Source organism: Novosphingobium sp. EMRT-2 (genome assembly GCF_005145025.1).
Classification (GTDB): Bacteria; Pseudomonadota; Alphaproteobacteria; order Sphingomonadales; family Sphingomonadaceae; genus Novosphingobium.
Genome location: NZ_CP039695.1, coordinates 3,286,619 through 3,310,847, shown reverse-complemented (window position 1 = coordinate 3,310,847; position 24,229 = coordinate 3,286,619). Strand labels below are relative to the sequence as shown.

Genomic DNA, 24,229 nt, shown 5'->3' with positions numbered 1-24,229 from the left:
GGCAGGCGGCGCAGCATGGGAGACCCAATGTGTCCGATAGCCGCCTGAACGTGCCCCTTTCGCAGCAGGGCTTCCCCGAACCCGCCGAACTCTTCGCCAACCTGGGCACGGCTCCGCTGGTCGAGCACGCCGTCCGCAATGGCGAGGGCCTGCTCGCCGCCGAAGGCCCGTTCGTGGTCGCCACCGGCAAGCACACCGGACGTTCGGCCAAGGACAAGTTCATCGTCAAGGACTCCGAAACCGAAAACACGGTTTGGTGGGGCAAGACCAACGTCGCCATGACGCCGGAACACTTTGCCGCGCTGAAGGCTGATTTCCTGAAGGCGCTGGCCGAAAAGGACCGGCTCTACGTGGCCGACCTGTTCGGCGGTTCGCAGCCGGAACACCGCGTCAACGTGCGCGTCATCAACGAACTGGCCTGGCATAACCTGTTCATCCGCACGCTGCTGGTCCGCCCGAGCGAAAGCGAGCTTGCGACGTTCGCGCCGGAATACACGATCATCGACCTGCCCAGCTTCCGCGCCGATCCCGAGCGCCATGGCAGCCGCAGCGAAACCGTGATCGCGGTCAACTTCACCGAAAAGCTGATCCTGATCGGCGGCACCGCCTATGCCGGCGAAATGAAGAAGTCGGTGTTCGGCATCCTCAACTACCTGCTGCCCGTGAAGGGCGTGATGCCGATGCACTGTTCGGCCAATATCGGGCAGGACGGCAAGACCGCGGTGTTCTTCGGCCTTTCCGGCACCGGCAAGACCACGCTTTCGGCCGACGCCAGCCGCACCCTGATCGGCGATGACGAACATGGCTGGTCCGATACCGCCGTGTTCAATTTCGAAGGCGGCTGCTACGCCAAGATGATCCGCCTTTCGGCCGAAGCCGAACCGGAAATCTTCGCCACAACCAAGCGCTTCGGCACCGTGCTGGAAAACGTGGTGATCGATCCGGACACGCGCCTGCTCGATCTCGACGACAACTCGCTCGCGGAAAACAGCCGTGGTTCCTATCCCATCGATTTCATTCCGAACGCGTCGGAGGAAAACCTGGGGCCGGTGCCGGCGAACCTGATCTTCCTGACGGCCGATGCCTACGGCGTACTGCCGCCGATCGCGCGCCTAACCCCGGACCAGGCGATGTACCACTTCCTGTCGGGCTACACCGCGCGCGTCGCCGGCACCGAAATCGGCGTGACCGAACCGGAAGCGACCTTCTCCACCTGCTTCGGCGCGCCGTTCATGCCGCGCCATCCCTCGGTCTATGGCAATCTGCTGAAGGAACGCATTGCCAAGGGCGGCGTGAAGTGCTGGCTGGTCAACACCGGCTGGTCGGGCGGCAAGGCGACGATGGAAGGCATCAAGCGCATGCCGATCAAGGCGACGCGCGCGCTGCTCAACGCCGCGCTCGACGGCAGCCTGAACGACGCCAAGTTCAGCAAGGACCCGAACTTCGGCTTCGAAGTGCCGGTTGCCGTGCCGGGCGTGGACAGCAAGCTGCTCGATCCGCGCGCAAGCTGGGCCGATGCGGAGGAATACGATCGCACGGCACAGACTCTGGTCCGCCAGTTCATCGACAACTTCGCGCAGTTCGCCGATCACGTCGATGAAAGCGTCCGCCAGGCGGCCCCGGTCTCCGCGACCGAAGCGGCCTGAGCCCTGCCGGGAATTCCGGTGACCCGACCTGCGGGCCGGAGCCATTAGGTTCCGGCTCTCGGGCCATAAGAGTTTCCGGACGATGACGACCGACGCACTTACCCCGTTCAGCACCGACGCGTCCGTGCGCCGCGTCGGTCAGGGTCTGCTGGACCGTTCGCTCGCCAAGGCGGAATGGACGCACGAGGCGCACCTCGCGGCTTGCCTGTGGCTGCTGCGTGAACGCCCTGATATCGCCCCCGAACGCGACCTTCCCGCGATAATCCGAGCGTATAACGTCTCGGTCGGCGGCGAGAACACCGACAGCGCCGGCTATCACGAAACGCTGACCCAGCTTTACGTCACCGCCATTCGCCGGTTTTCGGCCACCCTGCCGCCAGAGACGCCTCTGGCCGAAGCCGTCCACCGCTTGCTGGCAAGCGAGATCGCGGCGCGCGATTGGCCGCTGCGGTTCTATTCGCGCGACCGCCTGTTTTCCATCGAGGCGCGCCGCCATTTCGTGGAGCCCGATCTACAACAGGTCGGCTAAGTCGGCACAAGTTCGGTGGAATTTGCAGCGCAGGTTCGTTGCGCTGGCATAAAACTGGTGTCAGAATAAGCTTTTGCAGGTCGATCATCGGGACGGGGGCAGCCGTTGATGATACTTGCGCCTACCAACGCTCGACAGGACTGCATTTTGATCGTTCCCGTTTCCGCCACCGTGCTCCTGCTGGCCAACGCCTCGTTCGCATCCGAAACCCCGAACCCATCGGTCGAGGCTGCCGCGCCGCAGGTACCGGGGGACGACGCCACGGCGCCTGTCGTCGTATCGACCACGGCGCAGGGACCGGCCGCGCAAGCCTCCGCACCGCCGCCCGCCAAGGTCGATCCGAACAGCATCACGGTGGAGGCAAAGCGCCGCCCCTCGCCCACCGATCCGTTCGAGAACATCAACGAGAAGTCGTACGAAGTGGTGCAAGGCGTGGACAAAGCCTTCGTCGCGCCCGTCGCCAGCGTCTATCGCGATGGCTTGCCGGCTCCGTTGCGCGATGGCCTGCACAACGTGCTCTACAATCTCGACGAACCGGTCGCGTTCGTGAACTTCGTGCTCCAGTTGAAGCCGCACAGCGCGCTCAAGACGCTCGGCCGTTTCGTGATCAATTCCACGCTCGGCATCGGCGGCCTGTTCGACGTCGCCAAGCGCAAGCCATTCCGCCTTCCCTATCGCCACAACGGCTTCGCCAACACGATGGGCTATTACGGCATCGGTCCCGGCCCCTATGCGTTCCTGCCAATCGTGGGGCCAACCACGCTGCGCGATGGCATCGGCCTGTTACTGGACCGCGCCTTCGTGCCCACGCTGGTGCGCGGGCCGTTCAAGCACCCCGCCTATTCGATCGGCGCCAGCGTGGTGCGCTCGCTCGACTACCGCGTGGAGTTCGACGATACGCTGCGCAAGCTGAACATCGAAGCCAAAGACCCTTACGCCGCGACGCGGACGTATTATCTGGCGATGCGGCAGGCGGAGATCGACGCGCTGCACGGCAAGATCACGCCGGTTCCCGATCCTTCCTCGTTCGCGCCCAAGCCCCCGGCAGTGCCCGCCCCGGCGCCTGCGCCAGCACCGGAAGCAAGCGCGCCGGCCGCCCCTGCCGCGACGGTGCCAGCGCCGACGGAGGCTCCCCCCGCCCCGCCAACCGCGCCCACGCAGCCGTAAAGCGGTTCAGGCGAAGGCCCGCGTCGCCTTGAGCCGGTTGTAGGCTTCCACCACCTGCTGCAGCCGTCCTTCGTGGCTGCGGTCGCCACCGTTGCGATCGGGATGATAGCGCCGGACCAGTTCCGAATAGCGCGATCGTAGCGCCCGGCGATCGGCATCGAAGGCCAGCCCCAGCACCTCGTAAGCCGCGCGTTCTTCGGGGCCGATCCCGCGCTGCGCAGCTTCCTGCGCGTTGCGATGATCCTGACGGCGCGCCTTCGCCCGGGCGGCTATCGCCTCGAGCGGGTCGGCGAAGTCGGCCCAACGCGGAGCCGCGTCGATGCCCGCATCGGGTCGAAACGCGCGGGAATGCGTATCCCAGCCCGCCAGCGGCGATTGCGCGGCCAGAATCTCGTCAGGCGTCATGCCGGCGAAGAAATCATAGCCAGCGTTGAACGCGCGGATATGATCGAGGCAGAACCAGCGGTAATCGCCGGGGCCGTCGAAGCCCGAAGCGCGCACGCCGGGCGCGCGGAATTCTCCCGGCTGGTCGCAGCCGGGAGCATTGCACAGGCGCCCCGCATTGTGGACGCGGCCATGGAACTTGTCTTGCCTCATTGGGCTTCCACATGGTGCCTGACGCGCTAAAACGGAAGACATGACAGGACCGATCGCACAGGAAATCGAACAGAGGCTGAAACAAGCCTTCCTTCCGCTACGGATTGCGGTGATCAACGACAGTGCCAGCCACCATGGCCATGCCGGACACGACGGGTCGGGCGAATCGCATTTCACGGTCGAGATCGAAAGCGCGGCCTTTGCCGGCGTTTCCCGGCTGGAGCGGCAGCGCATGGTTAACCGCGCGCTCGGCGACCTGCCGGGTCAGCGCGTCCACGCGCTGGCCATCAAGGCGCGGGCGCCCGGCGAATGACGGCAAGCGCCACGGCGCGGCGCATCCGCAGGGCGGCGCGCATCCTGCTGTTCGATACCGATGACCGGCTGCTGCTGTTCCGCTTCACGCCCGAAGGCCGCAGCCCGTTCTGGGCGACGCCGGGCGGCGAATGCGATCCCGGCGAGGACTGGGCCGACGCGGCACGGCGCGAACTGCTGGAGGAAACCGGCATCGTCGCCGATCCCGGCCCGATCATTGCCGCGCGCGGCAACGATTTCGTGACCTTCGACGGCGAGCCCGTCACGGCGGACGAGCGCTATTTCCGTATCTGCGTGCCCGCCGCCGCGATCGATACCAGCGGCCATACCGAGCTGGAACGCCGGCTGATGTGCGAACACCGCTGGTTCCTCAAGGCCGAACTGGCCGCGTGGCCCGAACGGATATTCCCGCCCGAACTGCTCGATCTGCTTGACCGCGACGGCGCCAGCGGGGAACCATCGGCCTGACAAAGCCGCGCCAGGCAGAATCGCGGATCTGGATAACGAGAGGAAGCGGAGAGGATGACGTTCAACGGACAAACCGTGTGGATCACCGGCGCCTCCTCCGGCATCGGCGCAGCGATGGCGCGGGCGATGGCGAAGGACGGGGCGCATCTGATCCTCTCCGGCCGCAATGCCGCCGCGCTTGAGGAAGTGGCGACCGATTGCGGAAATGCGCTGGTTCTGCCGTTCGATGTCGGCGATGCGGCCGCGCGCGATGCGGCCGTGGCGGCCGCGTGGGAATGGGCGCAGGCGCGCAGCGGCGGCGTGGACATGCTGGTCAACAATGCCGGGCTCAGCCAGCGTTCGCTCGCCGTGGACACGGCCTTTTCGGTCTACGAACATATCGTGGGCATCGACCTGCTGGCCCCCATCGCGCTGACGCAGGCCCTGCTGCCGCGCATGGCGGAGCGGGGCGAAGGTCGCTTCGTCATGATGTCGAGCGTCGCCGGCAAGGTCGGCGTGCCGATGCGGACGGCCTATTGCGCCGCCAAGTTCGGGCTGATCGGTTATGCCGACGCCTTGCGTGCCGAAACCGCGCACCTGGGGCTCAAGGTTCATGTCATTGCGCCGGGCTCGGTCCGCACCAACGTATCGCGCAACGCGATGACGGCCGATGGCAGCCTGCGCGGCGCCAGCGACCACGCGATCGAGAACGGCATCGCGCCCGAGGAAGCCGTTGCCGCCATGCTGGCGGCGATCCTGCGCGACGAGCGCGAAATCGTGATCGCGCGCGGCATCGAGCAACAGATGGGCGAACTGCGCCGCACGCCCGATGCACTGTTCGACCAGGTCGCCGCGATGATGGCCGCCGGCTATGCGGAAAAGATGAAACGGGAGGGGTAAAGGACATGGAACAGCAGCGGATCACGCTTGCCAACGGAATTGCACTCGACGTGGTGGACGTGGGGCCACGGGATGCCCCGGTGCTGATCTTCCTGCACGGCTTTCCCGAATCGCACCGTACCTGGCGGCACCAGATCGCGCATCTTTCCGCGCGCTATCGTTGCATCGCGCCCGACCAGCGCGGCTATCGCGGATCGTCCAAGCCCGAAGGGGTCGAAAACTACACGCCGGACAAGCTGATCGGCGACATCTTCTTGCTCGCGGATGCGCTGGGCGTCGACAAGTTCACCGTACTCGGCCACGACTGGGGCGGCGCGATCGCCTGGGGCGTGGCGCTGATGGGCCAGGGCACGCGCGTGACGCGCGCGGTGATCGCCAACGCCCCGCACCCTGGCGTGTTCCAGAAGCTGCTCTATCTCGATCCCGTCCAGCGCGCGGCCAGCCAGTACATGCGCGCTTTTCGCGATCGGGCAAACGATGCGCTGGTGCGCGAACACGGTCTGGCCGCATTGCTCATGAAGGCGCTCGACTGGAAGCGATCGCCAGTGATGGAGCCGGAAGAACGCGATGCGCTGATGCGGGACTGGCAGGATGCCGACGCCAGCATCGCGATGCTCAACTGGTATCGCGGCAGCCCGATCGACGTGCCGCCACTCGACGCGCCCTATGCGCTGCCGGACGGCTTCACGCCACCACCGCTGCCGCCGCTCAACATCCCCACGCTGGTGATCTGGGCGCTCGACGACCTGGCGCTGCCGCCCGCCAATCTGGAAGGGCTGGAGGCCGGTATCCCCGATCTGACGATCGAAAGGATTCCCGATTGCGGGCACTTCGTGCCATGGGAAGCGCCCGAGGAAGTGAACGCGGCAATCGACAGCTTCTTCGCCCGCACCGAATTCAAGAGGTCCGATGGCTGAACAGCACGAGCCAACCCCCTCCGGCAAGCGCCCGCTGCTGCGCAATCATGGCGGGGGGCACGCCCCGGTAAGCAACCTCGAACTGTTCTTCGATCTCGTTTACGTCTTCGCGATCACGCAGCTTTCGCACACCTTGCTCCACCATCTGTCGTGGATGGGGCTGCTGGAAGCGGCCTGCCTGTTCCTGGCCGTGTGGTGGGCGTGGATCTACACCGCCTGGGTCACCAACTGGACCGATCCGGAACGCGGGCCAGTGCGGTTGATGCTGATCGCGGTGATGCTGGGTAGCCTGCTGGTCTCGGTCGCCCTGCCCGATGCGTTCGGCGAAACCGGCCTGCTGTTCGCGGCAAGCTACGTCGCCGTCCAGCTCGGTCGTTCGCTGGTAACGGTTCTTATCATGCGGGGCGAGGACCGTGGGGCCGCGCGCAACATGGTGCGCATCGCGTTCTGGTTCGCTCTGCCCGCGCCGCTGTGGATCACCGGAGCGCTGGCCGATCCCCACGGCACGCGGATCGCCCTGTGGTTCGCCGCTCTGCTGATCGAATATCTGGGACCGGTGATGTGGTTCCGCACGCCGGGACTAGGCCGGTCGACTCCGGGCGACTGGAACATCTCGGGCAGCCACATGGCCGAACGCGGTGGGCTGATCGTCATCATCGCGCTGGGCGAAGGCATCGTCGTGACCGGCGCGAACTTCGCCGAGGCTACCCATGATCCCGCGCACGTGATGGCGTTCCTACTCGCCTTCGTGGGGTCCGTGCTGATGTGGTGGATCTATTTCGACACCGGCGCGCAGCGCGGGGCGGAGCACATCGAGCACCACGCCGAAGCGGGCAAGGTCGCGCGCGCGGCCTATACCTACCTGCACATGCCGATCGTGGCCGGAATCGTCGTCAGCGCCGTGGCCGACGCGCTGCTGCTCGAAGAGCCAGCCGCGCGCACAGAGCCGGGACTGGTGCTGACGCAATGCGGCGGGCTGCTGGTCTATCTGGTTGGCAACGCCCTGTTCAAGCGCTTCTCCAGCCCGCTCCGGGTCTTCCCACCGTCGCATCTGGCAGGCTGCCTTCTGCTCGGCGTGGCGGGGCTGTGGGCATGGCTGATGCAGCCCCCGGCACTGGCTTTCGTCAGCGCGACCGTATGCGTCATCGCGCTGGTGGCGGTGTGGGAATGGGGCTCGTACCACGGCGGCTGGAAAAGCCGGTTGGCGCAGGGCTAAACCCCGGCGCCGGCTTTCGCCAGCCGTTCAGCCGCGCCAGTCGATCGACGTGCCGTGCGGATGCGCCCGCGCCAGCATGCGCGGTGCGCCGTCGCCCGGCCAATAGCGCACGACGAGTTCGTGCAGATGAATCTCGCGGTTGGCTTCGAGCGCTATCCACGCCAGCGCCTTGTCCGCCGAAGCGCGCGCGCCGGCCGCCTCCATGGCGGCGGTAACGCGCTCCTGTTGGTCGCCGGGCACATATTGCCAGACGATCGAATGCATCAGCACGCGCGTCGTCCCCGCGGCTTGCGGCCTGGCCAGTTCCGCCTCGACGAAATCGGCGGCGTTCATCTTCACCAGATCGGGCGGAGCGGCGCGCGCTGCATCAATCGCCGCTTCCAGCCGCTGGAAACGCTCGGTCATTTCCGGCCAGACGAACGCCTTGAGCCGCAGCGCCTGCGCCGGGTCCGCCAGATCGACCGGGGCGACGTCGCAGCCGCGCGTGGACGCGATCTCGATGGCGCGCGCCGGCGGTGGCGCGCCCTGCCATGCGGGGGCGATCCGCATCGCGCCCGACTCCGGCCCCACGTCCACGCCGCCCAGCGCATAGTGGTAGCGCGCCAGCATCAGATTGATCCCGCCGCTCGATCCGATTTCCAGGCACTGGAAGCGCGGCGGCAGGCCCTGTTCGGCCAGCCACAGCATCGCCGCGACGAAATTGGCGGAGCGCCCCGCCTCGTTGGTCTGCGGCGGTCCGTCGAGCCAGGGCTGAAGGTCCGCGTCATGCGCGGCGATCACCCCCGCAATGATCGCGGCATCGTCGATGTCCTGCGCCCCGGCATAGAGCGCCGCCAGCGCCGGCACGCGGCCGGACAGGTGCAGCCCGTGCAGCGCCCCCGCCACGCGCAACGGCAGCGCATCGGCCAGCGGCGCGCCCTGCCACCCGCGAATCCGGTCGAGCAACGGGCCGCGCTCCCCGCGCTCCAGCAACTGCGCCACGGCGGCGCAGACCCGCGCGGTAACCGGCGCGCCAGCATTCAGGCAATAGGCGACCTGGTTGGCGAAGGCAGTGGCGATAGCATCCATGCCCGTCGCCTGCATATCGACGAATTCATATTTTCCTGTCATCGCCAGCTCTCCTTGCCCTTTGCGCCCGCTCGCCATATGGGCGGCCGGTTATGACTCCAGCCGCACCGCCCGCCTCGCAGCTCGTCTTCGCCCTGCCCAAGGGCCGCATCCTCGATGAAGCGTTGCCCCTGCTCGCGCAAGCCGGGGTGGTGCCCGAGCCGGAGTTCCATGACAAGAACTCCCGCGCGCTGAGTTTCGCGACGAACCAGCCGGACGTGAAGATCATCCGCGTCCGCGCCTTCGACGTGGCGACGTTCGTGGCCCACGGTGCGGCGCAGGCCGGCATCGTCGGGTCGGACGTGATCGATGAGTTCGACTATGCCGATCTCTACGCGCCGGTCGATCTCGACATCGGGCATTGCCGGCTTTCCGTGGCCGAGCCGGTCGCGGTGGACGGCGCGGCGGACGTGGCGCGCGAAAGCCATGCCCGCGTCGCCACCAAGTATCCCAACCTCACGCGGCGGCACTTCGAGAAGCTGGGCGTGCAGGCCGAAGTGGTGAAGCTCAACGGCGCGATGGAACTGGCGCCCTCGCTGGGGTTGGCCAGCCGGATCGTGGACCTAGTGTCCACCGGCCGCACGCTGAAGGACAACGGCCTTGTCGAAACCAGCCGGATCATGCCGGTTTCGGCGCGGCTGATCGTCAACCGCGCCGCGCTTAAGACCGATAGCGCCCGGCTTGGCGGCCTGATCGATGCGTTCCGCGCGCTGGTGGCGGAAAGGAAGGCGGCCTGATGCTCCGGCTCAAGTCCAGCGATCCCGATTTCGGCAGGGCCTTCACCCGGCTGGTCAAGGACCGGCGCGAAAGCGACGAGAACGTCGCGCGCGACGTGCAGACGATCATCGAGGACGTGCGCCTGCGCGGCGACGCGGCACTGGCCGAATATACCGAGCGGTTCGACAACCACCTGCCCGGCGATGACGACTGGCGCATCACGGCCGAAGCGTGCCGCGACGCGTTCGATACGCTGGCGCCCGACCTGCGCGCTGCGCTGGAACTCGCCGCCCAGCGCATCCGCACCTACCATGAGGCACAACTGCCGCAGGATCGCGACTACGTCGATGATGCCGGCATCCGGCTTGGCGCGAAGTGGCGGGCGGTCGATGGCGCGGGGCTGTACGTGCCCGGCGGCCGTGCCGCCTATCCGTCGTCCCTGCTGATGAACGCCATTCCCGCCAAGGTCGCGGGCGTGGAACGCCTGGTCATCGCGACCCCGACCCCCAAGGGCGAGATCAATCCGCTGGTGCTCGCCGCCGCCCACCTCGCCGGGGTGGACGAAGTCTGGCGCGTGGGCGGCGCGCAGGCCATCGCCGCGCTCGCTTATGGCACCGGGCGCATCCGGCCCGTGGACGTCATCACCGGCCCCGGCAACGCCTGGGTGGCCGAAGCCAAGCGTCAGCTCTACGGCGTGGTCGGGATCGACATGGTGGCCGGCCCATCCGAAATCCTCGTGATCGCTGACGCGAAGAATGATCCGCAGTGGATCGCCGCCGATCTGCTCAGCCAGGCCGAGCACGATCCTGCCGCGCAATCGATCCTGATTACCGACGATGCGAAGTTCGCCGACATGGTGGCCGACATGGTGGGGGTGGAGATCGCCATGCTGCCCAAGGCCAAGGTCGCCAAGGCAAGCTGGGATGCGCACGGCGTTATCATCGTCGTCGATTCGCTGGACGAGGCCCCCGCCCTCGCCAACCGCCTTGCCGCCGAACACGTCGAGATCGCGACCGACGATCCCGAGGCACTGTTCGCGCGGATTCGCCACGCCGGCTCCGTCTTCCTGGGGCGCAACACGCCCGAGGCCATCGGCGATTACGTCGCCGGCCCCAACCATGTCCTGCCCACCGGGCGCCGCGCGCGCTTCTCGTCGGGCCTTTCTGTCCTGGATTTCATGAAACGCACCAGCTTCATTGCGGTGAGCGACGCCGGTCTCGATGCCGTCGGCCATGCCGCCATTCACCTTGCCAATGCCGAAGGGCTGACCGCCCATGCCCGCTCGATCGAACTGAGGCTCGGCATATGACCGTCCGCAACGGCCGCGCGCCTGGCCAGGCTCGTTCCGCCGCTCGCCTGGCGGCGGTGCAGGCGCTCTATCAGCTCGAGATGGAAAAGCCCGAGCTGCGGCTGCTGCTGGACGAATTCCACCAGCACCGCCTGGGCGCGGAGATCGAGGACGTCGAGTATCTCGCTGCCGACGTGAGCTTTTTCGACGATATCGTGAAGGGCGTGGACGCCCGCCGCGACGAGATCGACGGCCTGCTCACCGCGCGCCTGGCTCAGGGCTGGTCCCTGACGCGGCTGGATCGCACGATGCACCAGGTGCTGCGCGCCGGCACTTACGAGCTGCTGGCCCGGCGCGATGTGAACGTCGGCACGGTCATCACCGAATACGTCGATGTGGCCCATGCTTTCTTCGAGGAACGCGAGGCGAAGTTCGTCAACGGCCTGCTCGATGCGGTGGCCAAGGACGTGCGCCAGTAGCCGCCGGGGGTGACCTTTACCTGTCTGCCGCATGTCCTCTTTGAAACGTGACCGGCATAGGGCGGAGGCGTAATTTTCCGATGTCCTCACCACGAGGGCGCGATCGGAGAGACTCCATGCTGTACAAGATCACGGCCATCGCCGCCGCCGCACTGATGGCCACCAGCGCCATGGCGCAGACGCCACCGGCACAGGCCGCCGCGAAGCCCGCCGCTGCCGCGACCCACGCGGCCACGCACGCCGCCCGCACCTCGCGCGCGCCGGTTGTCCGCACCGCGAAATCGCTGGACTGCTCCAAGCAGGCCGACAGCAAGAACCTGCATGGAGCGCCGCGCCGGAGCTTCATGGAAAGCTGCAAGAAAGCCTGACGGGCCGCATTGCCGACCCCCTTCCTCTTGCGGAAGGGGGCCGGATAGCGCGACCTAAAGCCGTTCCGCGTGCCAGCGAACGTGGTCTTCCATGAAGGTTGAAATGAAGTTGTAGCTGTGGTCGTAGCCCGGCTGCATCCGCAGCGTGAGCGCCACGCCCGCCGCCTTGCACGCCGCCTCGAACAGGTCGGGCCGAAGCTGTTCGGCCAGGAACTGGTCCGCACCGCCCTGATCGACGAGAATGGCGCCAGCCGGACGCTTGCCGTCCTCGACCAGCGCGGTCGCGTCGTGCGCGCGCCACGCGGCCCTGTCTTCCCCCAGATAGCCGCCCAGCGCCTTGTGGCCCCACGGCACCTGCCCCGGCGCGACGATCGGCGCGAAGGCCGACAGCGACTTGAAACGGTCGGGATAGGTGAGGCCCAGCGTCAGCGCGCCATGGCCGCCCATCGAATGCCCGGTAATGCCCATGCGATCGAGATCGACGGGGAAGTTGGCCGCCAGCAGCGCGGGCAGTTCCTCAGCGATGTAGTCCCACATCCGGTAATGCTGCGCGAAGGGCGCCTGCGTGGCGTTGACGTAGAAGCCCGCGCCCAGCCCGAAATCGTAGGCCCCCGCCGGATCGTCCGCCACGCCTTCGCCACGCGGCGAGGTATCGGGTGCCACGAAGACGATGCCGCGTTCGGCACAGGCCTTGCGGTATTCGCCCTTGTCGGTGACGTTCGCATGCGTGCAGGTCAGCCCCGAAAGGTAGATCAACACCGGCAGCTTGGCGCCCGCCCCTGCTTCTGCCTGCGGGGGCAGGAAGACCGAAAAGGTCATTCCCGTCCCCGTCGCGGTCGAAGCGTGCGCATAGACACCCAGCGTGCCGCCGTGCGCCTTGCTCGTCGAAACCGTCTCAAGCGTCATCCGGTCAGCCCAGAACGTGCAGCGCGCACAGCTTGTTGCCGTCCGGATCGCGCAGATAGGCGAGATAGTACGGGCTGCCTTCGCGCGGTCCCGGCGGGTCTTCGCACGCCGTGCCGCCATTGGCCACGCCAGCGGCATGCCATGCATTCGCCTGGTCCGGCGTCATCCCGAAACCGACGGTCCCGCCGTTGGCGAAGCAGGCAGGCTTCCCATCGATCGGAAGGGTCAGGATGAAGATGCCCCCGTTGTGCTGGTAGATGAGCCGGCCCTTGGGGTCGGTCACGCCTTCCGGCCCGCCGAACGCGGCGAACGTGGCGTCGTAGAACTTCTTGGAGCGGGCAATGTCATTGCTGCCCAACATCACGTGCGTGAACATGCGTATCTCTCCCTTCGCGATAGCCGGAAACGCTTAGAGGGCGTCGGCTCCCGAGGGTCAAGTGCTCTCTTGCGCCCGTCAGTTCAGGCGTCAGTTCTGGGCCGCGATCAGTTGCACGGCGCGGTCCAGCGCGGGCAAGGCGGATACGCCATCGGGCACGTCGTTGGCATAGATCGAGAAGATCAGTTCCTGCCCGCTCGCCGCCCGAAGAAAGCCTGAAAGCGCGTTGCTGGCGTTGAGCGAACCGGTCTTGGCGAAGATCGCGCCCTGCAGCGGCGTCGCGGCGAAACGGTTCTTCAGGGTGCCATCCACGCCGCCCACCGGCAGCGTCGCGCGCCACGCCGCGCCCCAGGGCTGGCCTGCGGCCCAGCGCAACAACAGCACCGTCGCGCGCGGGCTGGCGCGGTTGTAGGTCGACATGCCCGAGCCATCGAAAAAATCGTAGCCGGCGCGCGGCACCCCGGCCTGCGCCAGCACCCCGCGCAGCGCGGCAAGTCCATCGGCCACCGACCCGCTTCCCGATAGCCTGCCGATCCGCCGCAGCAACAGTTCGGCGTGGAGGTTCTGGCTGTCCTTGTTGATCCGCATCACGTCGGCGGCAAGCGCCGGCGGGGAAAGGCGTGCCAGGAACACGGGTTCCGGCGCCGCGGGCACAGGCCGGGTGCCTCGCTGGCGGGGATCGTCAAGCGGCGTGGCGGGACGATGGCGCACGCGGACGACGCCGGTCACTTTCACGCCGCGCGCTTCCAGCAGGGCACGCAACCGGCTGGCGGCATAGTGCGCGGGATCGTCGATCCCGACGCGATAGCGCCAGGACACGCCCGCCGGGATCGTGCCAACCAGCCGCAATTCGTCTCCGTTCGGCGCGCGGTCGAAGGCCAGCGCCCGCGTACCTCCTTCCAGAGTCACGGCTTCGTTGCGCAGGCGATAATAGGGCAGCGTCGCCTGCGGCGTCTGCCCGCCGGCCGCGCCCTGGACCACCAGTTCCAGCGCGTTGTCGTCCAGCGAGAGCGCGGAGATACCGGTGCCGGATTCGGTCACCTGGTTGTTCCAGCTCATGCCGCTGCTCCAGCGCTCGTCCGGGAACCAGCGATCGTCGCCGATCACGTCGCGGACCTTGCGCGTCCGCGCGGAGACCGCATCGGCCAGCGTGGCGAGGCAATCCTCGGCACAATCGGGCGCGGAAGACAGGCGGGCATCGCCGTGTCCATAGAGCGCCACGTCGCCGCCCGCTTCCAGCGCCACCGCCGCGCCACCTTGCGCATCCGGCGCGTCGATGCCCGGCAGCAGGGCATAGGCCGCGATCGTGGTGAACAGCTTGGTGTTGGATGCGGGGATGAAACGCGCGTCCGGATTAATCGCCACGATCTCGCGCCCGTCCGCCGTCGTGACCAGCAGGCCGAAGCGCGTGCCGGCGGGCGCGGTGGCGAGAACCTGCTCCACCTGATCTTGCAAGCTGGCAGCCTGCGCGGGCGGGGGCGCGGCGAAAGCGGTGGGAACCGGGATAGCGGCGCAGGCCAGCGCGAGGACAAGACACGGCATGCGCGGGATCATCCGGCAATGATGCCGCGCGACCTGCCACTTGTCGATGACCTTGAATGCAGCGCGGCACGCGCGGCTGGAACAGACAAAAAGACGGGGCGCGTTCTCCCGGAACACGCCCCGCAAGCAACTGCCACCACGGGGATTTCAGGCGGCGGCAGCGATAAGGCGACGGATGTCCTCCGAACCTTCGACATGAACCGGCGCGCCGGTCTTGCGGCGACGGGCAAGCCATTCGCTCATTGTTTCGGCGGTCGTGTGGTCCATGCCCTTCAGGCCATCGAGGTCGAGCCGGACCGGACGGTTGGCCGGCAGGCGCTCCAGCGCACCCGTCAGCTTGGTCAGGCTCAGGAACGTGGCCGTGCCTTCCAGCGCGACATGCGATTCATGCTCGTCGTGGCTCTCGTCTACCTTGAGCTTGAGGTTGCGGCGATAGGGCACCAGTTCGAGCAGCGACATGGCCAGTCCCGCCAGAACACCGGTCAGCAGGTCGGTCGCGACCACGAGCACGAACGTAACAACCCAGATCGCGGCCGGCAGCAGGCCATGCGCCTGAAACAGGTGGCGCACATGGTCGAGGCTCACCAGCTTCCAGCCCGTCACCACCAGCACCGCGCCCAGCGCCGCCATCGGCACCTCGCGCAGCAGCCAGGGCAGCAGCGCCACGAAGCCGAGGATCCAAATGCCATGCAAGATGGTGGACATGCGGGTCTTCGCGCCGGCCTGCACGTTGGCGGAGCTACGGACGATCACGCCGGTCATCGGCAGCGCACCGAACACGCCGCACAGGAAGTTGCCTACGCCCTGCGCGCGCAGTTCCTTGTTGTAATCGGTGCGCACGCCGTCGTGCATCCGGTCGACCGCCGCCGCGGACAGCAGCGTTTCCGCGCTGGCGATGAAGGCGATGGCCACGGCGGTTACGATCAGGCCGGGGTTGGCCAGCACGCCGAAGACACCGGTATCGGGCAAGGCGAACGCCGCCGCGATCGATTCCGGCACCTGGATGCGCGCCACGTCCAGCTGGAAGAAGTAGGCGACCAGCGTGGCCGTGACCACGCCCAGCAGCGCCGCCGGCACCAGATTGAGCGAGGCCGGACGCAGCTTTTCCCAGGCGATCATCACGCCGATGGTGAGCAGGCCGATCATCAGCGCGAATTCGGTGGCGCGCAGGCTCCAGGGTTCAAGGCCCAGGACGCGGCCGGGAATGGCAGCCAGGTTCTCCATGCCATTGGACAGCGGCTTGGCGTCGAACAGGATGTGGAACTGCCCGACCACGATCAGCGCGCCGATCCCGGCCAGCATGCCATGGACCACCGCCGGCGAAATCGCGCGGAACAGCCCGCCCATGCGCACGACGCCGGCCAGGAACTGGACCAGCCCCGCAATCACCAGCACCGGCCCCAGCGCGGACAAGCCGTAATCGCGCACGAACTCGAACACGATGACGGCAAGGCCGGCCGCCGGGCCACTGACCTGCAGCGGCGAACCCGCCAGCATGCCGACGACGATACCGCCGATGATCCCGGTCACCAGCCCCTTTTCGGGCGGCACGCCGGACGCGATCGCGATGCCCATGCACAAGGGCATCGCGACCAGGAACACGACGATCGAGGAGGTGAAATCGCGCGCGATGTGCGCGAAAGGCCCCCGCCCTTCCGTCTGGCTTTGCGCCAACTGGCTCATTCGGCGGCCTCCGCCAGGGGGCCTTCAACGCTGACGCGGCGTGCGGCCGGCAGGGCGACGGGAAGCGGCTGATCCTCGCGCATCGGCACGAACTGGCCGGTCACACCGTCCAGCCCCAGCACCTGGCCGGCGTGGATGTCCACGAACCAGCCGTGCAATGCCATTTCGCCCCGCGCGATCGCGGCGGCGACAGACGGGTGGGTGCGCAGGTGGTTGATCTGCGCGATCACGTTCTCAAGGCTCAGCGCCCGCACCCGCTCCGTTCCGTGAAGGTGCGGCGAACCCGTGCTGACGATGTGCTCCGCGGCCGCGCCGTGGCGCAGCCAGGCGGCGACGTTGGGCATGCCGTCGAGCATCGAGGGATCGGACAGCGCCTTCATCGCGCCACAGTCCGAATGGCCGCAGACGATGATGTCGCTGACGCCCAGCGCGGCCACGGCATATTCGACGGTCGAGGAAACGCCGCCGTTCATAGTCGCGAACGGAGGCACGATGTTGCCGGCATTGCGGCACACGAACAGTTCACCCGGCTCGGCCTGGAGAATATGCTCCGGCACGATGCGCGAATCCGCGCAGGAAATCATCAGGGCCTTGGGCGACTGGCCGTGATGCGCCAGCTTGTGGAACAGTTCCCCCTTGTCGGGAAACACGGTCTTTTCGAAACTGAAGACCCGGCCAATCAGCTCGTTCATGGTCAACTCCTGCGAAACAGAGGATGCCCGGTTCTTGCACTCCGGGCTTGTCCCCAAGCTATGCAGGTGGTTTTTCCGTTGTTCCGCAGGACTGTAAGGAATTGTTGCTCCGCAGCAACGGCGGCTTACTCGGGCACGCGTGGCAGGCGGATGGTCGCACGAAGGCCCCCTTGCGGGGCGTTGCGCAAGTGCAGCCGGCCGTTTTCGGACCGGATCGCGCGGTGGACGATGGGCAGGCCCAGCCCCATTCCCGGCGTATCGCGCGAACGGGCATTGTCGAGCCGAACGAACGGCTGAAGCACTTCTTCCAGTTGATCGTCCGGAATGCCGGGGCCATCATCGGCCACTTCGATCTCGATAAGGTCGCCCCGGTCGCGCACCGCGACGCGCACGTTGCCGCCGTAGTGCAGCGCGTTTTCGATCAGGTTGGAAACGGAACGGCGCACGGCCACCGGTCGCGCCACCATGTCCAGGCTGTCAGGGCCGGCATAAGTCGCATCCGCGCCCCGGTCCGATGCGGCATCGACCAAGGTCTGCACCATGGCTGCCACATCGATGCGCTGCTGCGCGGTGCGATCGTCCCCCGATTCCACAAAGGCCTGCAACGAGGCGAGCAGATCGCGCATCTCGTCGATATCGCGGCTCATCTCCTGATGGGCGGCCGGATCGATCTGGGCGTTGTCCAGCCGCAGTTGCAGGCGCGCCAGCGGCGTGCGCAGATCGTGGCCGATCGCCAGCAGGGTCTGCGATCCGCGCGCCAGCAGCTCGTGGATGCGCAATTGCATGGCGTTGAAGGCATGGATCAGTTCGCGCACTTCGGCCGGGCCGGTTTCGGGCAACGACTGCGGCTGCGCCGAACCCACCCGGCGCGTCGCCTGCACCAGCGTGGCGAGTGGCCGCAGCGTAGTGCGGAACAGGAACCAGGCCAGCAAGGCCAGCAAGGCCGTCGGCAACACCGTCTGCCCCACGCGCCCCAGGTTGAGCGTCCACGCCGACCGGCTGAACGTGCGAAAGGTCAGGTAGGAGCGGTCGGACAGCGTCATCGAACCGCCGATGTCCCCTTGCCCGCGCAAGGGCAGCAGGTGCATCCGCAGATCGACCTTGCCCAGGTCCGGTTCGAACGCCAGCACCTGCGCGCGCAGGCGCGTCAGGCTGACCGTGGTGGGCAGGGCGTCGGGCTGGGCGGACCAGCGGATGCTGAACCGCTCGGTGCTCAATTCGCGCGCCACAACGCTGCGGTTGGCGGGCTGGGTGCGTTCGATCACGCGATAGGCGATGGTCAGATGCTCTGCCATCCGCGCGGCATCGTCCTCGCGCAGCGCGAAATCGTTGGCGCGATCCAGCACGATCGAATTGGCGACGAAATCGATCGTCGCCACCAGCAGCAGAATAGCGAGCAGCCGGCCGGGCAACCCCATGCCGCCTCCAAACTTCTGCAGGAAGCGGCGAAAACCGATCAAGCGCGCTCCACCTCGGCGCTCAGCATATAGCCGATGCCGCGCACGGTCACGATCGGCGCCTGCCCGCCGGCGGCGGACAGCTTGCGGCGCAGGCGGCTGACCAGCACGTCCACGCTGCGGTCGGAACTATCGGCCAGGCGCGTGCGCGAAAGTTCGATCAGGCGTTCCCGCCCGATCACGCGCTGCGGCTGACCGAGGAAAGCCGCAAGCAGATCGAACTCCGCGCCGGTGAGATCCACGATCGCCCCCGAAGGCGAGCGCAGTTCGCGCCGGGCGACCGAAAGCGTCCAGCCCAGGAAGCGGATCTCGTTGGACCTCGGCTCCGCCGCGTCATCCGTGGGAGCGCCATGGCGGCGCAGCACCGCGCCGATCCGCGCGATCAGTTCGCGCGTACCGAAGGGCTTGGCCAGGTAATCGTCCGCGCCCAGTTCCAGCCCCAGCACGCGATCCTCCTCGCTGCCACGCGCGCTAACGAAGATCACCGGCACTTCGCTGGTCTTGCGCAGGCGGCGCAGCAAATCGATGCCGCTGGTGCCCGGCAACATGATGTCCAGCACCACGAGGTCGGCCGGCTCGTTTTCCAGCAACACCCACATTTCCGCACCGGTCGCGGCAGCGCGGACATGGTAGCCGTGTTCGCGCAACGCGCGCGAGGTCAACGTGCGCAGCGGCGCATCGTCCTCAACCAGTACGATCGAAGGGGCGGTCATCGGAAGGTATCAACACTCTTCATTGCCGGAGACAATAGGGACTGCGGGTCCACGCCGCAATCGTTGCGGCGCGCCAGTCAAATCAGCGGAGGCGCGGCCATGTTCCCGCCCCGCGCCACAGCACGGGCGGGAACAGGACGCAAAGGTCAGTGCGCGGCGTGACCGGCCGGCACATTCGCGGCCATACGGCGGGCATCAAGATCGCGCGCGCGGTGCGCGGCGCAGGCCACGTCCTTGCCGGGATGCGGATTGCACACCCGCGTCACGGCGGGCGTCGCGTCGGCCACCCGCTTGGCGGAAGGCGCCGCAGCGGGCGCGCCGCAGACTATCGCGCGTCCGCCGCCCTGCGCCGCGCAACCCGGCTGGGCCGAAGGCGAGGAAACAACGGCAGAGGCCATGGCAACCAAGGTCATAACGATCATCTCAAAACTCCCGAAATGCTGATGGTTCCGGGCTAACGCATGCGGCATTTCCTGATCCGCTCGCGAATGTGAAGAAGTATTGCTGCTGACACAAAGGCGGCCCAAATCGCACCGGCTGGGCCTGTTTCGGGGGCTTTCACCATTTCGCTTGCGCCGGAACGCGCCGCCGATAGGCTGTCTTTTCATGGCACCGCTCATCACCGCATCGCTCGCTACCGCCGCCGCCGTTGTCGGCGGGCTCGTCGGCTGGACCGCCATCAGCAGCGCGCGCGTTGCGCGGATGATTCCACGGTCAGGAAAGATCGCCGAGGTCGAAGGCGCGCGCATCCACTACGTCGAGCGCGGAGCGGGGCGGCCGATCGTGCTGATCCACGGCCTTGGCGGACAGCTGCACAATTTCACGTATTCGCTGGTATCGCGGCTGGAGGACGATTTTCGCGTCATCGCGATCGACCGGCCGGGCTACGGCTATTCCGAATACAGCGGCGACGGATTACCGACGCTGCAAAGGCAGGCGCGCATCGTCGCCAGCTTTATCCGGACGCTGGGCCTCGAAAAGCCGCTGGTGGTCGGGCACTCGCTGGGCGGCGCGCTTGCCCTGCAACTGGCGCAGGAGTTTCCCGACCTGATCTCCGGCCTCGTGCTGGTATGCCCGCTGACCCAGCCCATCAGCGAGGTGCCGGACGTATTCAAGGGCCTCGTCATCCCCTCGCCCGTCGCCCGCAGGATCGTGTCGTGGACGCTGGCGGTGCCGATCGGCCAGCTTCGCGGCGAACAGACCCTGGCCGCCGTCTTCGCGCCGGAAACGCCGCCCGCCGATTTCGTCACGGCAGGCGGCGGCGCGCTGGGCCTGCGTCCATCGGCGGTGTGGAGCACCTCCAGCGAAGCGAGCGGCGTCGGCGACGAGATGGCAGCGCTCGCCGCGCGCTATCCCGAAACGCGCACGCCGACGGGGATCCTTTTCGCGCAGCAGGACGCGATTCTCGATCCCGCGTTGCACGGCGAACGCACGGCCGCGGCGCTGCCCGACGCCACGTTGCGGCTGATCCCCGGCGGCCACATGATCCCGGTCACCGCGCCAGACGCCGTCGCCGCCTTCATCCGCGAGCGCGCGGCGGCCTGACCTCTTTACACCGGGTAGGGATAGCGCTCCAGCACAGGCCCCAGCGCGTTCCTGAGCGGCCCGAGCCAGGCTTCGTAATGGCGGTGCTGGTCCAGCCCCTCGCGGAAGATCGGCCGGCGCACCTGTTCGGAACTGGCCGTCCGCACCGCGCGCGCGTTTTCGTGAAAGCGCAGGCATGCCGGCTCGAACGGCAGCCCCACGTGATCGAGCAGGCGGCGCACCTCGCCCTCGGTATCGGCGACCATCGCTTCGTAGTGAACGCGGTGAACCCGGCCCGGCAGCACGGCGTCCACATGGTCCATTAGCGCGACGTAGTCGGCGTAGTAGCGGCCCATTTCGGCGAGATCGTAAGAGAACGCCTGCCCGCGCGCAAAATGCTGCTTGAAGTTGGAGAAGCAGCAGGCGAGCGGATGGCGGCGCGCATCGATGATCGTGGCGTTGGGCAGGATCAGATGGATCAGCGGCACGTGCAGCCAGTTGTTCGGCATCTTGTCGATGAACAATGGCCGCCCAGTCCGGCGATGGACACGGGTGCGTTCGAGGTATTCGGCCCCCATCGCCGCCAGACGCGCGGGATCGAGCGCGAGCAGGCCGGCCGGATAGTCGTCGCGATCCGCGCCGGCATGATTGCCGGCAATGGCGCGGATGTCCGGCAGTTCCTGCGTGCCTTCGACAGTGGAATGCGATGACAGGATCTGCTCGATCAGCGTCGATCCCGCGCGTGGCATGCCCAGCACGAATATCGGATCGCGCGCCGGATCGCCCTGCCCCGCCCGCGCGGCGAACACATCGGGCGTCAGCATCGCGCGCATCCGCTCCACACGCCGCATCGCCGGCACGTGCTCGATCGCGCTGCGGCGCAGGCGGTTGCCCTCGGCATAGTGCGCGAACGACGTTTCATAGGCGCGGGCATCTTCCTGCGCCTTGCCCAGCGCGAAATGCAGATGAAAACGATCCTCGGCCGATAGGTCGTCACGCGCGAGCGCGGCTTCCATCGCGGCGATGTCGTCGGCCCCGAACCGCACGGTCTTGAGGTTGGCGAGGCTCCACCACGCCTCGCCCAGCCTAGGTTCCAGAGCGATCGCCCGGCGATAGGCGGCCACGCTGTCGTCCTGCCGGCCCACCGTTTTCAGGCTGTGGCCATAGCTGGTCCAGATGCGCGGCTGGTCCGGGCGCGCGGCCAGAACCGCCGCGAACAGATCGACGGCCGCATCCGTCTCGCCGATCATGGTCAGCGCCGCGGCCTTCAGGTTGCCGTAGGCGGGGTGCCCCGGCTCGGCTTCCAGCAACCGTTCGATCTGTTCCAGCGCCTGCGCGAAACGCTGCTGGCGATAGTGGACAAGAGCAAGGTTGAAACGCGCCGGCGCGAACGTGGGGGCGATCGCCAGCGCATGTTCCAGAAGCGTGCGCGCATCGTCGTAGCGGCCGATCCGGCCCGCCACTTCGGCCAGCATCCGCAGCGCCGCTATATCGCCGTCATCCTCGCGCAAGTGCGCCTTGAGCAGGCGTTCGGCGATGGGGATGTCATTGGCGACCAGCGCCTGCGCTGCTTGCTGGAGACGGGGATGGTGGACCGAGGCGCGCAGCTCCGCTGCCTGCGCCATGCCCACGCCCGCGAAATCCCCGGCCTGCGCGAGTTGCACCGCCAACAGACGCCAGACATCGGGCCGCAGCGGGTCTTTCGACAACGCTTGCCGCAGCGCCGCGATCGAGGGACCAACCTTCCCCTGCGCCGCCAGCGCCTCGCCCAGCACGGCCAGAGTCGCCGCGTGCCCCGGCACGACCCGCAGGATTTCGGCAGCCTGACGCTCGGCCAGCGACGGCGCGCGGCCGAGAAGCTCCCGGGCGTGGGCCAGGGCCTCCTCGACCGAGGGCGTCGTCGCCGCCGCGCTCACGCCGGCAAAGACCTCAAGCCGCGCGGGTCAGGCGCCGCCACAGGCTCTTCTCGCCGAGAATCTCGCGCGCGGCGTTGTGGCCGGGCGCACCGGTCACCCCGCCGCCGGGATGGGTGCCGGCACCGCACAGGTACAGGCCCTTGAGCGGCCCGCGATAGGCGCCGTTGCCCAGGAACGGGCGGGCCGACCACAGCTGATCGAGCGACATGTTGCCGTGCATGATGTCCCCGCCCGTCAGGCCGAACTTGCGTTCGAGATCGAGCGGCGAATGAATCTGCCGCGCGATGACCGATGCCTTGAAGCCCGGCGCCCAGCGTTCGACCGTATCGATGATAAGGTCCGCCGCTTGCTCGCGCGCGTCGTCCCAGCTCCGGCCGTCGGGCAGTTCGGGGGCGAACTGCTGGCAGAACAGGCTGGCGACATGCTGTCCCGGAGGCGCGAGACTGTCGTCCACCGTCGAGGGGATCAGCATTTCGACGATCGGTTCGCGCGCCATGCCGGTCAGCTTGGCGTCAATATAGGCGCGGTCCATGTAGTCCAGCGTCGGCGCGATGATGATGCCCGACTGGTGGTGCTCGCCCGGTTCCGGCAGGCAGGCGAAGCGCGGCAGTTCCGACAGTGCCACGTTCATCCGGAACGTGCCCGAACCGACCTTGAAGCCCTTCACGCGACGGCGGAACTCGGGCTCGAGATCCTCGGCCGCGATCAGGTGGTCATAAAGCAGGCGCGGGCCGACGTTGGAGACCACCGCCCCGCCCATCACTTCCGCGCCGCCTTCCAGCTTCACGCCCACCGCGCGGCCATTGTCGACCAGCACGCGTGCCACCGGCGCTTCCAGCGTGATCTCCACCCCGGCTTCCTCGCACGCCGCGCGCATCGCCTGGGTGATCGCGCCCATGCCGCCGATGGCGTGGCCCCAGGCGCCCTTCTTGCCGTTCACCTCGCCAAAGACGTGGTGCAGCAGGACATAGGCGGAGCCGGGCGTATCGGGGCTGGCAAAGTTGCCGACCACGGCATCGAAGCCGAACGCAGCTTTGACCGCTTCGCTCTCGAACCAGGAATCGAGGAACGTGCGCGCGGACTTGGTGAACAGGTCCAGCACGTCGCGCTGCTGCGACAGGCTGAGCTTGGCCAACCCGCGGCCCTGCCTTGCCGCCGAAATCAGGGTGTGCAGCCCCTCGCCCATATTGGGCGGCGATTTCAGCGCCAAATCGCGCAGCACATCGGCCACGGTGTCCAGCGCCTCGTAGTAGCCCGGCAGAGCGTCCGCATCGTGCTTGGAAAAGCGGCGGAATTCGGCCTGGGTGCGCTCAAGCCCGCCGCCGAGCTTCAGGTAGCCGCCATCGGACTGGGGCAGGAAATTGGAAATCGGCCGCTCGACGATACGCAGGCCGCGTTCGGCCAGGCGCATGTCGGCGATGACCTTGGGCTGGAGCAGGCTGACGGTGTAGCTCGCCACCGAATTGCGGAAGCCGGGGTGGAACTCCTCGGTCACGGCCGCGCCGCCCACGATCGGACGGCGTTCCAGCACCCGCACCGATTTGCCCGCACGGGCCAGATAGTACGCGCAAACAAGGCCATTGTGGCCGCCGCCGATGATTACGGCGTCATACTGCTTGGTCATAGTGCGGCTCCATAAGCGAGGCCCCGTACCACATCCGGGCCTGCGTTCCCCAACAGCGGCGGGCCAGCTTTTCCGACGCGCCCCGCATCTTGTTGTACATTCGTAC

25 protein-coding genes are annotated in these 24,229 nt (G+C 67.4%); 13 read left to right on the top strand and 12 right to left on the bottom strand.

Annotated features, from left to right (window positions below; all coding sequences use genetic code 11):
• Positions 1-29 precede the first annotated feature (29 nt).
• From FA702_RS16125 to FA702_RS16115, 3 genes are all read left to right on the top strand, one after another.
• Positions 30-1,646, top strand: coding sequence for a phosphoenolpyruvate carboxykinase (locus FA702_RS16125; RefSeq protein ID WP_255504615.1), 1,617 nt, complete (start codon positions 30-32; stop codon positions 1,644-1,646).
• An 82-nt stretch (positions 1,647-1,728) separates the two neighbouring features.
• Positions 1,729-2,175: a hypothetical protein gene (locus FA702_RS16120; RefSeq protein WP_136956921.1), complete on the top strand. Its 447-nt coding sequence runs from the start codon at positions 1,729-1,731 to the stop codon at positions 2,173-2,175.
• Between the two features lie 147 nt (positions 2,176-2,322).
• Complete coding sequence (locus FA702_RS16115; RefSeq protein WP_168196092.1) at positions 2,323-3,342, top strand: VacJ family lipoprotein; 1,020 nt, start codon at positions 2,323-2,325, stop codon at positions 3,340-3,342.
• 6 nt (positions 3,343-3,348) lie between these two features.
• Here the strand turns inward: FA702_RS16115 and FA702_RS16110 are convergent, their stop codons facing one another.
• On the bottom strand, positions 3,349-3,939 hold the full coding sequence (locus tag FA702_RS16110) for a J domain-containing protein (RefSeq protein ID WP_136956919.1): 591 nt from the start codon (positions 3,937-3,939) through the stop codon (positions 3,349-3,351).
• 40 nt (positions 3,940-3,979) lie between these two features.
• On the opposite strand from FA702_RS16110, the gene FA702_RS16105 reads away from it, so the two are divergent.
• The 5 genes from FA702_RS16105 to FA702_RS16085 are packed head-to-tail and all read left to right on the top strand — an operon-like array spanning position 3,980 to position 7,731.
• Positions 3,980-4,252: a BolA family transcriptional regulator gene (locus tag FA702_RS16105; RefSeq protein WP_136956918.1), complete on the top strand. Its 273-nt coding sequence runs from the start codon at positions 3,980-3,982 to the stop codon at positions 4,250-4,252.
• On the top strand, positions 4,249-4,719 hold the full coding sequence (locus FA702_RS16100; protein ID WP_136956917.1) for an NUDIX hydrolase: 471 nt from the start codon (positions 4,249-4,251) through the stop codon (positions 4,717-4,719). The genes FA702_RS16105 and FA702_RS16100 overlap by 4 nt, the downstream gene beginning before the upstream one ends.
• Before the next feature lie 54 nt (positions 4,720-4,773).
• Positions 4,774-5,598, top strand: coding sequence for an SDR family NAD(P)-dependent oxidoreductase (locus FA702_RS16095; protein ID WP_136956916.1), 825 nt, complete (start codon positions 4,774-4,776; stop codon positions 5,596-5,598).
• Positions 5,599-5,603: 5 nt separating this feature from the next.
• Positions 5,604-6,515, top strand: a complete 912-nt coding sequence (locus tag FA702_RS16090; protein WP_136956915.1) for an alpha/beta fold hydrolase — start codon at positions 5,604-5,606, stop codon at positions 6,513-6,515.
• Positions 6,508-7,731, top strand: coding sequence for a low temperature requirement protein A (locus FA702_RS16085; protein WP_136956914.1), 1,224 nt, complete (start codon positions 6,508-6,510; stop codon positions 7,729-7,731). Before FA702_RS16090 ends, FA702_RS16085 begins: the two co-directional genes overlap by 8 nt.
• A 27-nt stretch (positions 7,732-7,758) precedes the next feature.
• Here FA702_RS16085 and FA702_RS16080 read toward each other — a convergent pair whose 3' ends face one another.
• A complete protein-coding gene (locus tag FA702_RS16080) occupies positions 7,759-8,841 on the bottom strand; it encodes a DUF2332 domain-containing protein (protein ID WP_136956913.1) in 1,083 nt (360 codons plus the stop codon).
• A gap of 50 nt (positions 8,842-8,891) precedes the next feature.
• On the opposite strand from FA702_RS16080, the gene hisG reads away from it, so the two are divergent.
• The 4 genes from hisG (at position 8,892) to FA702_RS16060 (ending at position 11,690) form a co-directional block, all read left to right on the top strand.
• Positions 8,892-9,575 (top strand): ATP phosphoribosyltransferase, encoded by a 684-nt coding sequence (hisG, locus tag FA702_RS16075; RefSeq protein ID WP_136956912.1) that lies wholly within the window; start codon positions 8,892-8,894, stop codon positions 9,573-9,575.
• Positions 9,575-10,864: a histidinol dehydrogenase gene (gene hisD, locus FA702_RS16070; RefSeq protein WP_136956911.1), complete on the top strand. Its 1,290-nt coding sequence runs from the start codon at positions 9,575-9,577 to the stop codon at positions 10,862-10,864. Before hisG ends, hisD begins: the two co-directional genes overlap by 1 nt.
• Positions 10,861-11,322, top strand: coding sequence for a transcription antitermination factor NusB (nusB, locus tag FA702_RS16065; protein ID WP_136956910.1), 462 nt, complete (start codon positions 10,861-10,863; stop codon positions 11,320-11,322). The genes hisD and nusB overlap by 4 nt, the downstream gene beginning before the upstream one ends.
• A gap of 116 nt (positions 11,323-11,438) precedes the next feature.
• Positions 11,439-11,690, top strand: a complete 252-nt coding sequence (locus FA702_RS16060; protein ID WP_136956909.1) for a PsiF family protein — start codon at positions 11,439-11,441, stop codon at positions 11,688-11,690.
• A 54-nt stretch (positions 11,691-11,744) separates the two neighbouring features.
• On the opposite strand, the gene fghA is transcribed toward FA702_RS16060, so the two are convergent.
• The 8 genes from fghA to FA702_RS16020 all read right to left on the bottom strand — a co-directional run bounded on the left by fghA (position 11,745) and on the right by FA702_RS16020 (position 19,481).
• A complete protein-coding gene (fghA, locus tag FA702_RS16055) occupies positions 11,745-12,596 on the bottom strand; it encodes an S-formylglutathione hydrolase (protein WP_136956908.1) in 852 nt (283 codons plus the stop codon).
• Positions 12,597-12,600: 4 nt separating this feature from the next.
• On the bottom strand, positions 12,601-12,972 hold the full coding sequence (locus tag FA702_RS16050; protein WP_124808397.1) for a VOC family protein: 372 nt from the start codon (positions 12,970-12,972) through the stop codon (positions 12,601-12,603).
• A gap of 90 nt (positions 12,973-13,062) precedes the next feature.
• Complete coding sequence (gene dacB, locus FA702_RS16045; protein ID WP_136956907.1) at positions 13,063-14,514, bottom strand: D-alanyl-D-alanine carboxypeptidase/D-alanyl-D-alanine-endopeptidase; 1,452 nt, start codon at positions 14,512-14,514, stop codon at positions 13,063-13,065.
• Between the two features lie 147 nt (positions 14,515-14,661).
• Positions 14,662-16,197, bottom strand: a complete 1,536-nt coding sequence (locus FA702_RS16040; protein WP_168196091.1) for a SulP family inorganic anion transporter — start codon at positions 16,195-16,197, stop codon at positions 14,662-14,664.
• Positions 16,194-16,889 (bottom strand): carbonic anhydrase, encoded by a 696-nt coding sequence (locus tag FA702_RS16035; RefSeq protein ID WP_136956906.1) that lies wholly within the window; start codon positions 16,887-16,889, stop codon positions 16,194-16,196. The genes FA702_RS16040 and FA702_RS16035 overlap by 4 nt, the downstream gene beginning before the upstream one ends.
• A gap of 125 nt (positions 16,890-17,014) precedes the next feature.
• A complete protein-coding gene (locus FA702_RS16030; protein ID WP_255504614.1) occupies positions 17,015-18,349 on the bottom strand; it encodes an ATP-binding protein in 1,335 nt (444 codons plus the stop codon).
• On the bottom strand, positions 18,346-19,059 hold the full coding sequence (locus FA702_RS16025) for a response regulator transcription factor (protein WP_136956905.1): 714 nt from the start codon (positions 19,057-19,059) through the stop codon (positions 18,346-18,348). Before FA702_RS16025 ends, FA702_RS16030 begins: the two co-directional genes overlap by 4 nt.
• A 146-nt stretch (positions 19,060-19,205) precedes the next feature.
• Positions 19,206-19,481, bottom strand: a complete 276-nt coding sequence (locus FA702_RS16020) for a hypothetical protein (protein WP_136956904.1) — start codon at positions 19,479-19,481, stop codon at positions 19,206-19,208.
• 184 nt (positions 19,482-19,665) lie between these two features.
• On the opposite strand from FA702_RS16020, the gene FA702_RS16015 reads away from it, so the two are divergent.
• Positions 19,666-20,604 (top strand): alpha/beta fold hydrolase, encoded by a 939-nt coding sequence (locus FA702_RS16015; protein WP_136956903.1) that lies wholly within the window; start codon positions 19,666-19,668, stop codon positions 20,602-20,604.
• Between the two features lie 5 nt (positions 20,605-20,609).
• Here the strand turns inward: FA702_RS16015 and FA702_RS16010 are convergent, their stop codons facing one another.
• Positions 20,610-22,499, bottom strand: a complete 1,890-nt coding sequence (locus FA702_RS16010; protein WP_136956902.1) for a tetratricopeptide repeat-containing sulfotransferase family protein — start codon at positions 22,497-22,499, stop codon at positions 20,610-20,612.
• A 13-nt stretch (positions 22,500-22,512) separates the two neighbouring features.
• Positions 22,513-24,123, bottom strand: coding sequence for an NAD(P)/FAD-dependent oxidoreductase (locus FA702_RS16005; RefSeq protein ID WP_136956901.1), 1,611 nt, complete (start codon positions 24,121-24,123; stop codon positions 22,513-22,515).
• Positions 24,124-24,229 lie beyond the last annotated feature (106 nt).